The organism is Micromonospora sp. NPDC048887 (assembly GCF_040649715.1).
Lineage (GTDB): Bacteria > Actinomycetota > Actinomycetes > Mycobacteriales > Micromonosporaceae > Micromonospora.
On sequence record NZ_JBEZGA010000017.1, the window covers coordinates 72,462 to 85,144 of the forward strand.

The window sequence follows — 12,683 nt, forward strand, 5'->3', positions numbered from 1 at the left end:
AACGGTCAGGCCGCCGCCGAGGTCCGGACCAGGGTACGGATCTGGCGCAGCAGCACCGACAGCGCGGACAGGTCGGCGCGGGACTCGTCGAACTCCCCCATCGCCCGGTGCGCCCGGTGGATCGAGGTGGCGTTCGCCTGCTCCCACTCCTGCACCCGCTCCACCGGCGGCACGTCCTCGGGCGTGGACCCGAGCACCTCGGCGGTGAGTGCGGCCAGCGCGGCGTACAGGTCGTAGCGCAGCGCCATCCGGGCCAGCGTCTGCCACCTGTCCTCGCGCGGCAGCAGGGAGATCTTCGACAGCAGCGCGTCCACCCGGAACCGGTCGGAGAGCACGAAGTAGACCGCGGCCACCTCGTCCACGTCCCGCCCGGTCGCCTGCGCCGTCTCGACGATGTCCAGCAGGCCGAAGCTGTACATCAGGCGGGTCGCCTGCTCGGCCAGGTCACGCGGCAGCCCGCGCTCGACGAGCGACTCGATGTGCTCCGCGATGGCCTCCCGCTCGGTGCCCCAGAACCGGTGCTCCAGGTCCGGCAGGAGCCGGGCCACGCCGTCGCGCAGCCGGGCGACCTCCGCCGGCACGTCGATCGGCGACCGCCGGTTGGTGACCAGCCAGCGCACCGCGCGGTCGAGCAGCCGCCGGGTGTCCAGGTAGACGGCGGTCTGCAACTCGGGCGAGACCTTGTTGTCCAGCGCCTCGACCGCGTCCCACAGGTCACGCAGCCCGAACACCTCGCGGACCACCACGTACGCCCGGAGCACGTCCGCCGCGGACGCGGCCGTCTCCTCGACCACCCGGAAGACGAACGAGATGCCGCCCCGGTTGATCGCCTCGTTCACCAGGACCGTGGTGACGATGTCCCGGCGCAGCCGGTGCCGGCCCATCCGTTCGGCGAAGCGCTGCCGCAGCGGGGTCGGGAAGTAGTTGACCAGGATGTCGGTCGTCCACTCCTCGTCCGCCAGGCCCTCGCCGACGATTTCGCGCTCCAGCACGATCTTGACGTACGCGAGCAGCACCGCGAACTCCGGCGCGGTCAGGCCGCTCTCGGTGCGGACCGCCAGTTCCTCGTCCGACGGCAGCGCCTCCAGCGCCCGGTCGAGCGCGCCGGACCGCTCCAGGTCGTTGATCATCCGCCGGTGCACCGGGAGCAGCGAGGCGGCCTGGGCCTGGGCGTTGTTGAGCGCCCGTGCCTGGTCGTAGTTGTCCCGCAGCACCAGCTCGGCGACCTCGTCGGTCATCTGGGCCAGCAGCTCGTCGCGTTCCGGCCGGTCCAGCTCGTCGTCGGCCACCGCCGTGTTGAGCAGGATCTTGATGTTGACCTCGTGGTCGGAACAGTCCACACCGGCCGCGTTGTCGATGAAGTCGGTGTAGATGCGGCCGCCGGTCGCCGCGTACTCGATCCGGCCCTGCTGGGTGAAGCCCAGGTTGCCGCCCTCGCCGACCACCCGGCAGCGCAGGCTCTTGCCGTCCACCCGGATGGCGTCGTTGGACTTGTCCCCCACGTCGGCGCTGGTCTGGCTGGACGCCTTGACGTAGGTGCCGATGCCACCGTTCCAGAACAGGTCGACCGGCGCGGTGAGGATCGCCTTCATCAGCTCCTGCGGGCTGAGCTGCGTGACGTCCTCGTCGAGGCCGAGCACCGCGCGGACCTGCGGCGAGATCGGCACCGACTTCGCCGTACGCGAGTGGACGCCCCCGCCTTCGGAGATCAGCTCGCGGTCGTAGTCCTCCCACGACGAGCGCGGCATGTCGAACAGCCGCTTGCGTTCCTCCCAGGACCGGGCCGAGTCCGGATCCGGGTCCAGGAAGATGTGCCGGTGGTCGAACGCGGCCACCAGCCGGATGTGCTTCGACAACAGCATCCCGTTGCCGAACACGTCGCCGGACATGTCGCCGACGCCGACCACTGTGAAGTCCTGCGTCTGGGTGTCGTGCCCCAGCTCCCGGAAGTGCCGCTTCACCGACTCCCAGGCGCCCCGGGCGGTGATGCCCATCTTCTTGTGGTCGTAGCCGGCCGAGCCGCCGGAGGCGAACGCGTCACCCAGCCAGAAGTTGTGCGCCTCGGAGATCTCGTTGGCGATGTCGGAGAACGTCGCGGTGCCCTTGTCGGCGGCCACCACCAGGTACGGGTCGTCGCCGTCGTGCCGGACCACGTCCTCGGGCGGCACGATGTCGCCGCTGACGATGTTGTCGGTGACGTCGAGCAGCGCGGAGATGAACTCCTTGTAGCAGGTCACCGCCTCGTCCCGGTCGCCCGGCTTCTGCTTGAGCACGAAGCCGCCCTTGGCGCCGACCGGCACGATCACCGCGTTCTTCACCATCTGCGCCTTGACCAGGCCGAGCACCTCGGTCCGGAAGTCCTCGCGCCGGTCGGACCAGCGCAGGCCGCCGCGGGCCACCGGCCCGTAGCGCAGGTGCACGCCCTCGAAGCGGGGCGAGTACACGAAGATCTCGAACTTGGGTCGCGGCGCCGGAAGATCCGGGATGGCCTGCGGGTCCAGCTTGAACGCCACGTACGCCTTGGGCCGCCCGCGCACCGGCTTCTGGTAGAAGCTGGTGCGCAGGGTGGCCTGGATCAGCGTCAGGTAGGCCCGCAGGATGCGGTCCTGGTCGAGGCTGGCCACCTCGTCCAGCGACTCGCCGATCGCGTCGACCAGCTCGCCGCTGCGCTGCCGGCGCTCGTCGAGCGTGGTCGCGCCCGGGGCGAACCGGGTCTCGAACAGCTTCACCAGCAGGTCGGCGATGCGCGGGTACGCGATGAACGTCTGCTCCATGTACTCCTGGGAGAACACGGTGCCGGCCTGGCGCAGGTACTTCGCGTACGCGCGCAGCACGACGACCTGCCGCCAGGTGAGCCCGGCGCGCAGCACCAGCTCGTTGAAGCCGTCCACCTCGGCCTCGCCCCGCCAGGCGGCGGCGAAGGCGTTCTCCACGTGCGGACGCACCTCGGCCAGGTCCTGGTGCCGCTCGGGCAGCTCCAGACCGAAGTCGTAGAGCCAGATCCGGCCGTCGACGCGCTCCACCTCGTACGGGTGCTCGTCGACCACCTTCACGCCGAGCGAGTGCAGCACCGGCAGCACCGCGGAGAGCATCATCGGCTCGCCGTACCGGTAGACCTTGAACCGCACGTCCATCGCCTCGTCGGCGTCGGCGGCGCGGCCCGCGTACGGGCGCGGCGGCGCCTGCTTGCGGAACAGGTGCATCTCCAGCTGGCCGGGCTCCTCCAGCAGCTCCAGCTTCGCCAGGTCCTTCATCGCCTCGTACGGCGTGTGCCCGTCCTTGTAGCCCTCCGGGAACGCGTCGGCGTACCTGGTGAACAGATGCTTGGCCTGCTCGTCGCCGAGCTTGCGTTCCAGCACCAGCCGGTAGTCGTCGTCCCAGAGCCGGGTGGCGTCGGCCAGCTCCTCGGCGAGCAGGTCGGCGTCGATCTCACCGGGCGGGTTGTTCGGGTCGGTACGCACGATGAAGTGCACCCGGGCCAGCATCGACTCGGTCACCCGGGTGGTGTAGTCGACGCCCACGCCGTTCAGCTCGCGCAGCAGGATGTCCTGCATGCGCAGCCGGTTCTGCGTGGTGAACCGGTCCCGCGGCAGGTAGATCAGGCAGGAGATGAACCGCCCGTACGCGTCGCGGCGCAGGAACACCCGCAGTTGCCGGCGGCCCGCCATCCGCAGCACGCCGATCACCGCGTGGTAGAGGTCGTCGGTCTTGATCTGGAACAGCTCGTCGCGCGGGTAGGTCTCCAGGATCTGCAACAGGTCCTTGCCGGAGTGGCTGCGCAGGCTCAGGCCGGAGCGGTCCAGCACCTCGGCGACCTTGCGCCGGACCACCGGCAGCTCCTGCACGCTGGTCCGGTACGCCGCGGTGGAGAACAGCCCCAGGAAGCGCCGTTCCCCGACCACCTCGCCGGCCTCGTTGAAGATCTTGAAGCCGATGTAGTCGAGGTAAGCCGAACGGTGCACTGTGGCACGCGAGTTGGCCTTGGTGATGATGAGCAGGCGCTTCTCCAGCACCTTCTCGTGCGCCTCGGGCGTCATCGAGTTCAGCGACCGGGCCTCCGGCGAGTCGGAGCGCAGGATGCCCAGTCCGGTGCCGAGCACCGCCTCCAGGGCCTGCCCGGTGCGCGCGCCGTCGGTGTGGACGAGGCGGTATTCCCGGTAGCCGAGGAACGTGAAGTGGTCGTGCGCCAGCCAGCGCAGCAGCTCCACCGAGTCCGTGATGTCCTTCTCCGGCACCGGCGGGCGGTTGTCCGACGTCCGGGCGGCGGCCAGCTCGTCGGCGAGCGCCAGGGCCCGCTGCCGCATCTTCGGCCAGTCCTCGACCGCCTCGCGCACGTCGGTGAGCACCCGCTGCAACTCGCGGCGCAGCGTCTCCCGCTCGGCCGCGTCGCGGACCGGGTCGATCTCGATCCGCATCCAGCTCTCGACCAGGTCACCGGCGATCGCGTCGTCCGGTTCCACGTCGGCCGAGACCTCGGTGAGCCGGCCCAGCGGCTCGCGCCGCACCACGACCAGCGGGTGCACCAGCAGGTGCACGTCCAGGTGGCGGGAGTTCAGCAGGGCGGTCACCGAGTCGACCAGGAACGGCATGTCGTCGGTGACGATCTCGACGACCGTGTGGTGCTGCTCGGCGTCCGGCTCGTGGATGCGCAGCTTCAGCTCGCCCGGTACCCGCTGCTGGGCCAGGTCCCGGTGGGCCCGGGCCGCCTCGAGCATCTCCTCGGCGGTGAAGCCGATCAGCTCCTCGTCCGGCGCGAACCGCCAGAAGCGGTCCACGAGTGTGGCCGCGTCGTGGTCGTCGCCGGCCAGCGCGACCGCCTGGGCGACCAGCCGTTCCGCGTTGGGAACGGGCTCGTCCAGCTCGGCGTCCTCCGACTCTCCGGCCAGTGCCTGCGCGGGCAGGCCCAGGTCGTAAAGGGTGTCGATGCTGGAACCGGTCATCCCGGTCACGCCTGTGTCGAGACGGCTGAAACCGTCTCCGTCGGTCGCCGAATCGAAGCTGTCGTCGTCGTCCCGGCCGGTGTCAGCCTGCCGGAGGTCGGGTCCCGGTTTGATCGCCGGACGCCGGTCCATCGGTGCCACTCCCCTCGACCCACCGCGTTGTGGGTCACTCTGCCGCCCAGCCTAGGCCCTACCGCGTGGTACCCCCCGCGGTGGATCATCGACCGGACGTCCGGATCGGGACTTCGTCCTTTCACCCGTTGCGGGTCTGTGGTCGGCCGTTCGCGGAGTACCCCGACTGGCGATGTTCATCACACTGCCACACGCTGCTTGTCGCGCTGCCGGAGGCCGTGGCGGGGCGGTGGCGAGCGGCGGGCCGTACTAGCGTGCAGGGCAGTTACGCACCGGAGGGACTGCTTCATGCCGTTGTCGTACCCCGTCCGCCCCCGCCGTCACACCCGTCACCGCCTCCTCGCGACGCTGGCCGCCGTCCTGGTCACGGCCGGCGCGCTCACCGGATGCTCCGGGGACGACGGCCCGGACGCGGCCGTCGAGGAGTTCCTCGGCGGCTGGCGCTCCGGCGACCTGCACGCGGTCGGCTTCGTCGAGCCGACCGGCGGGCGGCTGCCCGCAGCCGAGGTGACGAAGCAGATCCAGGCGCTCGCCGGCGCGCTCTCGTCCGGCCCGCCGGAGCTGGCGCGCACCGGCGAGATCACCACCCAGGGGGACATCGCCACCGCCCGGGTCAAGGTGAGCTGGGCGCTGCCGGGCGGCGGCCGCTGGGACTACGAGAACCCGGTACGCCTCAAGCGCGGCGACGACGACCGGTGGCAGGTGATCTGGGAGCCGTCGGTGGTGCACGAGAAGCTGGAGAGCGGTGACCGGATCGCGCTGCGGCGGGAGCCGGCGCAGCGGGCGGGTGTGCTGGACGCGTCCGGCCGGCCGATCGTCGCGCCGCGCCCGGTGGTCCGCGTGCAGCTCGTCCCCGGCGAGATCGACGACGTCCCGGGCATGATCCGGAAGCTGGACGCCGCGTTCAAGGCGATCCGGCCCGCGCTCACGCCGCCGGTCGACCTGGGCGACCTGCCCAAGCGCCTCAAGGAGGCGAAGCCGGACGCGCGCGTCGAGGTGGTGACGTTGCGCGACGAGGCGTACCGGCAGATCAAGCCGCGCGTCTACGACCTGCCCGGCACCCGGTTCGCCGCCGAGCAGCTCATGCTGGCGCCGACCCGCGAGTTCGCCCGGGCGCTGCTCGGCTCGGTCGACCAGGCCACCGCCGACGACCTCCAAGCCCACCCCGACAAGTACGCGCGCGGCGACCTGGTCGGCCACGGCGGTCTCCAGGGCCGGTACGACGAACGGCTGCGGGGCGTCCCCGGCGTCACCGTGATCACCGAGCGGACCACGCCGGACGGCAAGGTGGAGCCGACCGGCACGGAGCTGTTCCGCAGCGACCCGAAGCCCGGGCAGCCGGTGCGGACCACCATCGACGCGGCCACCCAGAACGCGGCCGACGCCGCGTTGCGCGGGCAGACCCGCCGGTCCGCCCTGGTCGCCGTGCGGATCAGCGACGGCGCGGTGCTGGCCGCCGCGAACGGCCCGGGCGCGGCGGGCGACAATCTCGCCTTCACCGCCCAGGTGCCACCCGGCTCGACGTTCAAGATGGTCAGCGCGCTCGGCCTGCTCGACCGGGGCGCGGTGACCCCGCAGACGGTCGTGGACTGCCCGAAGACGGCGACTGTCGAGGGCCGCAACTTCAAGAACTCGGACGGCTTCGAGCTGGGCCGGGTGCCTTTCGCCACGGACTTCGCCAAGTCGTGCAACACCGCCTTCGTCGCGCTGGCGCCGAAGCTCGGCCCGGACGGGCTGGCCCAGGCCGGCCGTACGCTCGGCCTGGAGGCCGCGTGGGATCTCGGCACCGAGGCGTTCACCGGCAAGATCTCCGCCAACGGTCCGGCGCCCGAGCAGGCCGCCGCCGCGATCGGCCAGGGCACCACGCTGGTGAGCCCGCTGGCGATGGCCAGCGCCACCGCGGCCGTGACCCGGGGGAAGTTCGAGCAGCCCAAACTTCTGCTCGACCCGGCGCCGGCCAAGCCCGCGCCGTCCGGCGAGGCGCTCAAGCCGGAGTCGGTGGCGGCGCTGAAGTCGATGATGCGCGGGGTCGTCACTTCGGGTAGCGGCAGCGCCCTGGCGGACGTGCCGGGCGAGCCGGTGCACGGCAAGACCGGCACCGCGGAGTACGACAACAACCCGGCGCACACGCACGCCTGGTTCGTCGGTTGGCAGGGCGACGTGGCCTTCGCCGTCTTCGTCGAGCAGGGCGGGGCGGGCTCGAAGGTGGCGGCGCCGATCGCCGAGAAGTTCCTGCGCGGCCTGGCCGGCTGACCCCGTTCACCAGGTCGTGCGATCCTCGTCGATGTCGAACCGCGCAGTGGGGAGGGTCTCGGTGTCTTCTGACCTTTACGCGACAGCCGCCCAGGTGCTCCCGTTGTGCTCCTCGCGCTGATCTGGGAGTCCCGCTTCCTGGAGCGCCTGCGCGGGCAGAACCGCCGGCTGCGGCGCGACGATCCGGGCGGCGTCCTGTTCTGGACCCGGCCCCGCGTGCGCGCGTACTCCCTGTTCATCGTGACGGTCATCGTGACCGGGACGGCACTGGCCGTGCTGGCGCTGGCCGAGGTGCTGCCGCACGGCCCCGTGCTGCGTGCGGGCGTGACCATCTGCGTGCTCCTGGCGTTGGCCACGCTGCTCACCCGCGCCGTGCTGGAGGTGCTGGCCGCGACCTCCGCCGAGCCGGGCTCCGGGGGAGCCGCACCGCCCGCGCCCCGATCCCCGTCGCCCGCACCGACGGCGCCCACTGCTCCTACCGAACCGTGATCGACACGGCCGACGTGCCCTTCGCCGACGGCCGGTGGTCCTCACGGCGGGTATGACGTCGCGGCGTCACTTCCCGGGAAGCGGGGATCACGCCCGGTCGTGCTCGGCGGGTGCCGGCGACGTCTCCTCGGCCGGCGGGACGTCCACCTCGGGCACCGCCACGCGGCGGAGCAGCCCCGGGCCGGAGGGCGGTAGCCGATCCGCCGCGTCGGGCCACGACGGCGGCTCCTCGGCGTCGGCCGGCGCGTACTCGTCGAGCCCGGCGGGCGCGGCCGGCGGGCCGATCGGGTCCGTTGCCACGGCGGGCACCGGCACCGTCACCGCCGCCCGCTGCGCGCGGTGGTTGCCGGCGGTGCGGGGCGCCGGTGCGACAGGCGCGGCCGGCAGCAGCCGGGGCGGCACCGCACCGGGCGCGACGACCGGGGCGAGCCCGGCCACCACCGTGTTCACGATCTCGGCCGCGTACGCGCCGTCCGGGTCGTAGTCGGGATCGAAGACGGTCAGCTCGACACCGAGGCAGTGCGGGGTGTCGACCAGCCCGGCGAGCAGGATCTCCAGCTCGGCGAAGGCGATGCCGCCCGGGTCGGGGGCGTCCACCGCGGGCATCACCGCCGGGTCGAGCACGTCCACGTCGATGTGCACCCAGTAGCCGGCGCAGTCGACGAGCTGCTCGTGCGCCCACTGGGCGGTACGGGCGGCGCCCTCGGCGCGCAGCGCGGGCACCGGCCGGGTGGTGATGCCGGCGGCCTGGAGGTCGAGGCGGTACTCGTCCTGCGCGCGGATGCCGAGCACCACCACGTCGATGTCCCGGAAGTACGGCCGCCGGCCCTCGATGGCGGCCAGGTCGGGCTGCCCCCGGCCGGTGACCAGGGCCAGGTCCTCCCCCGCCGCCGCGCCGACGTAGGAGGCGTTGCCCGGGTGCCGGAAGTCGGAGTGGCCGTCGACGAAGACCAGCCCGATCCGCCCGCCTACCGCCTCGCCGAGGCGGTGCATGGCCAACGCCGAGCCGAGCAGCACCGAGCAGTCGCCGCCGAGCACAAGCGGGAACTCGCCCCGGTCGATGATCGCGCCGATCCGGTCGGCGAGCGCCACCGAGTACGCGGAGATCTCCGGCGCGTGGCAGACGCCGTCGCCGGGTCGCCAGTCGCCCGGGTCGTACCGCGGCGGGGTGAGGCAGCCGGCGTCGCGGGCCCGCAGCCGGGCGAGCAGGCCGTGGTCGCGCAGCGCGCCCGGCGCCTTGGCGCAGCCGGGCACGGAGCTGGCGGTGGGCGGGCGCAGCCCGAGGTTCGTCGGCGCGTCGAGGACGGCGATCCGGCGCATCATGGGCTCCCGTCCTCGGCGGTCGGGCGGGCCGGCGGTGCGCCGGCCCGCGCGGGTTGACTCAGAACAGCGCGCTGGCCAGGGCGCGTCGGGCGGAGGCCACGGCGGGATCGTCCGGGCCGGCGATGGTGAACAGGCCGAGCAGGTGCTGGCGTGCCCGGTCCCGGTCGTCCCCGGCGGTGCGCCGGACCAGGCCGACCAGCCGCTTGTACGCCTGGTCGGCGAGGCCGCTGAGCACCTCGATGTCGGCGGCGAGCAGTTGGGCGTCCACGTCGTCGGGGGCGGCGGCAGCGGCGTCCAGCGCGCCCTGCGGGTCCGCACCGGCCACCCGGCGGGCCAGCCCGACCTGCGCCAGGCCCGCCTCCGCCGCCGCGTCCGCGGGCGACTCGGCCAGGATCTTCCGGTACGCCGCCTCGGCGGCGTCGAGGTCGCCGCTCATCAGCGCGTCGTCGGCGGCGTCGAGGCGCGGGTCCTCCGGCTCGGCCACGGTGACGCCACCGGCCTTGAGCACGGCCTGGAGCCACTGTCGCAACTGCGACTCCGGCACCGGGCCGGGGAAGGCGTCGATCGGGCGGCCGCCGACGATGGCGTACGTGGTGGGCAGCGTCTGGAGCTGGAACATCTGCGCGAGCCGCGGCTGCTGCTGCACGTCGACCCGGGCCAGCAGCCATGTGCCGCCGCCCTCGGCGGCGAGCCGCTCCAGCACCGGGGCGAACTGGTCGCTCTCCGGGTAGCCGGCGGCACCGAAGAAGACCACTACCGGTGTGGTGAGCGAGCGTTCGAGCACCTCGGACTGGATGTTCGCCTCGGTCACGTCGATCACGGCGGCGGAGCCGGCGGGGCTGCCCGGCAGCCCGGTCGGCCCAGCGCCCTGGGACGGTGTGGCGGAGGAGGTGTCGGCCGGTGCGGGGGTGCGCAGCGCGCTGAGGTCGACCGCGCCGCGGGTGAAGATCGACGAGGTGATCCGTGGGTCGCTCATGGTTGTCTAGTCTCGCACGTACGCCACGGATCTCCGACCAGCCGCGACGGCGACAGTCACCACTCTCCCCCAGCTCAGCCCGTTCGCAAGGAAGGGCCCCCTGTTAACGCCTCCGGTAGAGGAAGGGCCCCTTGTTAACAGCGGGTGTTAACAAGGGGCCCTTCCTTGCGGGGCGGGGGTCAGAAGCGGGCGGGCTCTCGGTAGACGCCCCACTCGGCGCGGAGGGCGTCGCAGATCTCGCCGAGGGTGGCCTCGGCGCGAACCGCGTCGAGCATGGCGGGGATCATGTTCTCGCCGGTCCGGGAGACCTCGACCATCCGCGCGACGGCGGCGGTGACGGCGGCGTCGTCGCGGGCCGACTTGCGCTCGGTCAGCACCCGGCGCTGCTCCAGCTCCACCTCGTGCGAGATGCGCAGGATCTCCAGGTCCTTGGCCACCGTGCCGGTGTGGCAGTTGACGCCGACGATCTTCTTGTCGCCCTTCTCCAGCGCCTGCTGGTAGACGAACGCCGACTCGGCGATGTGGCCGGTGAACCAGCCGTCCTCGATGCCGCGCAGGATGCCGGAGGTCATCGGGCCGATGGTGTGCGGGCCCTCGCCGCCGAGCTGCCTGATCCGGGCGAAGATCTCCTCCGCCTCGGCCTCGATCCGGTCGGTGAGCGCCTCGACGTACCAGGAGCCGCCGAGCGGGTCGGCCACGTTCGTCACCCCGGTCTCCTCCATCAGCACCTGCTGGGTCCGCAGGGCGATCTCGGCCGACTCGTCGGTGGGCAGGGCGAGCGTCTCGTCGAGGGCGTTCGTGTGCAGCGAGTTGGTGCCGCCGAGCACCGCGGCCAGCGCCTCCACGGCGGTGCGTACCACGTTGTTGACCGGCTGCTGGGCGGTCAGCGACACCCCGGCGGTCTGCGTGTGGAACCGCAGCCACTGGGCCTTCTCGCTGGTCGCGCCGTACACGTCACGCAGCCAGCGGGCCCAGATCCGGCGGGCGGCGCGGAACTTGGCGATCTCCTCGAAGAAGTCCACGTGGGAGTCGAAGAAGAAGCTCAGGCCGGGGGCGAACGTGTTCACGTCCAGCCCGCGCGACAGGCCCAGCTCGACGTAGCCGAACCCGTCGGCGAGCGTGTACGCCAGCTCCTGCGCGGCGGTCGAGCCGGCCTCGCGGATGTGGTAGCCGGAGACGGACAGCGGCTTGTACCGGGGGATCTCCCGCGCGCAGTACTCCATCAGGTCGCCGATGAGGCGCAGGTGCGGCTCGGGGTCGAACAGCCACTCCTTCTGCGCGATGTACTCCTTGAAAATGTCGGTCTGGAGCGTTCCGTCCAGCGTGGACAGGTCGGCGCCCTGCCGTTCGGCGGCGACCAGGTACATGCAGAAGACCGGCACGGCCGGGCCGGAGATGGTCATCGAGGTGGTCACGCCGGCCAGGTCGATCCCGTCGAACAGCACCTCCATGTCGGCCGCCGAGTCCACTGCGACACCACAGTGGCCGACCTCGCCGAGCGACTGCGGGTCGTCCGAGTCGCGGCCCATCAGCGTCGGCATGTCGAAGGCGACGGAGAGACCGCCGCCGCCCGCGCCGAGGATCATCTTGTAGCGCTCGTTCGTCTGCCGGGCGTTGCCGAAGCCGGCGAACTGCCTGATGGTCCAGGTCCGCCCGCGGTAGCCGGTCGGGTACAGACCCCTGGTGTACGGGAACTCGCCCGGCCAGCCGATCCGCTCGAACCCGGGGTACGCGGCGTCCTCCGGCGGGCCGTACACCGGCTCGACCGGCATTCCGGACAGCGTGGTGAAGTCCGCGTCGCGCTTGCGGGCGGCGTCGTAGCGGGCCTGCCAGCGGGCCCGACCGGCGGCGATCTCGTCAGCGTCCATGCGCGGAGCTCCTTCTCAAGTCGTCGTCCCGCTTCCGAGTGTAGAGCGAGATCCTGAACGATCCTTAAGGGCTCGCGTACCGGCCGGTAACCCGGCGGGCCGCCCGCCATCCCGACGCATGGCCGTCGATCCGCAGGTCAGGGCGCTGTCTCACGTGGCGGACGGCTGCCCGGCGCAGCCTCCCCGCGAGCGGGTTCCCGTGCCACACTCCCGCCGTGGGCAATCGAATCGCGACCCGGCTGATTACCTAGGCGGCGTACGCCTCCGCGTGCGTCGCCGGCCAAGCCATCCTGTCGGCTCGTCCTAGTGAGGCCCCCGTGAGCGTGTCCGCATCCACCCCCGCAACCGTCGGCCATCCCCGGCCCGCCCCCGGCCGCCCGCACGCCGATCCGGCCGGTGAGCACGGCTCGCCGAGCACGATGGTGATCCACCTCGGCGTGGGGCACTCCACGACCGGGCTGCTCAAGGTGCTGTCCGTGCTGCACTCGCGCCGGGTCGCCGTCTCGCACGTCCAGTACGTGCAGTGCCCCGACCGGTCCGCGGTGATGATCGTGGAGTGCTCCCCCGGCACGGCGCCGATGGAGACGGTGCGCAAGAGCGTCGCGAACGCCGTACCGGTCGTCAGCGTCAGCGTGCACAGCGCGCCGAGCCGCGAGAGCGTACGGCGACTGCGGTCGGGCCGCGGCACCCACAGGTGACGGG

7 protein-coding genes are annotated in these 12,683 nt (G+C 72.3%); 3 read left to right on the forward strand and 4 right to left on the reverse strand.

Annotated elements, in window-relative coordinates; translation table 11 throughout:
* Positions 1-5 precede the first annotated feature (5 nt).
* Positions 6-5,072, reverse strand: coding sequence for an NAD-glutamate dehydrogenase (locus AB0C17_RS23595; RefSeq protein WP_357480505.1), 5,067 nt, complete (start codon positions 5,070-5,072; stop codon positions 6-8).
* A gap of 288 nt (positions 5,073-5,360) precedes the next feature.
* Between AB0C17_RS23595 and AB0C17_RS23600 the strand changes: the two genes are divergently transcribed.
* Both AB0C17_RS23600 and AB0C17_RS23605 read left to right on the forward strand, forming a co-directional pair.
* Positions 5,361-7,325: a penicillin-binding transpeptidase domain-containing protein gene (locus AB0C17_RS23600; RefSeq protein ID WP_357473582.1), complete on the forward strand. Its 1,965-nt coding sequence runs from the start codon at positions 5,361-5,363 to the stop codon at positions 7,323-7,325.
* Between the two features lie 105 nt (positions 7,326-7,430).
* Positions 7,431-7,814: a hypothetical protein gene (locus AB0C17_RS23605; RefSeq protein WP_357480508.1), complete on the forward strand. Its 384-nt coding sequence runs from the start codon at positions 7,431-7,433 to the stop codon at positions 7,812-7,814.
* A gap of 87 nt (positions 7,815-7,901) precedes the next feature.
* Here AB0C17_RS23605 and AB0C17_RS23610 read toward each other — a convergent pair whose 3' ends face one another.
* The 3 genes from AB0C17_RS23610 to AB0C17_RS23620 all read right to left on the reverse strand — a co-directional run bounded on the left by AB0C17_RS23610 (position 7,902) and on the right by AB0C17_RS23620 (position 11,981).
* Positions 7,902-9,137 carry an arginase family protein gene (locus AB0C17_RS23610; RefSeq protein WP_357480511.1) on the reverse strand — a complete coding sequence of 412 codons (1,236 nt, stop codon included), beginning with the start codon at positions 9,135-9,137 and terminating at the stop codon, positions 7,902-7,904.
* A gap of 58 nt (positions 9,138-9,195) precedes the next feature.
* Positions 9,196-10,113, reverse strand: coding sequence for a tetratricopeptide repeat protein (locus AB0C17_RS23615; RefSeq protein ID WP_357480513.1), 918 nt, complete (start codon positions 10,111-10,113; stop codon positions 9,196-9,198).
* A gap of 179 nt (positions 10,114-10,292) precedes the next feature.
* Entirely contained in the window at positions 10,293-11,981 is a 1,689-nt protein-coding gene (locus tag AB0C17_RS23620; protein ID WP_357390812.1) for a methylmalonyl-CoA mutase family protein, read from the reverse strand.
* Between the two features lie 317 nt (positions 11,982-12,298).
* Here AB0C17_RS23620 and AB0C17_RS23625 point away from each other — a divergent pair, with 317 nt between their 5' ends.
* Entirely contained in the window at positions 12,299-12,679 is a 381-nt protein-coding gene (locus tag AB0C17_RS23625) for a hypothetical protein (RefSeq protein ID WP_357390814.1), read from the forward strand.
* Positions 12,680-12,683 lie beyond the last annotated feature (4 nt).

Excerpts from the sequence above, each read along its gene's own strand:
- AB0C17_RS23595 (WP_357480505.1), bottom strand. The coding sequence starts at position 5,072 with ATGGACCGGCGTCCGGCGATCAAACCGGGACCCGACCTCCGGCAGGCT.
- AB0C17_RS23600 (WP_357473582.1), top strand. The coding sequence starts at position 5,361 with ATGCCGTTGTCGTACCCCGTCCGCCCCCGCCGTCACACCCGTCACCGC.
- AB0C17_RS23610 (WP_357480511.1), bottom strand. The coding sequence starts at position 9,137 with ATGATGCGCCGGATCGCCGTCCTCGACGCGCCGACGAACCTCGGGCTG.
- AB0C17_RS23615 (WP_357480513.1), bottom strand. The coding sequence starts at position 10,113 with ATGAGCGACCCACGGATCACCTCGTCGATCTTCACCCGCGGCGCGGTC.
- AB0C17_RS23620 (WP_357390812.1), bottom strand. The coding sequence starts at position 11,981 with ATGGACGCTGACGAGATCGCCGCCGGTCGGGCCCGCTGGCAGGCCCGC.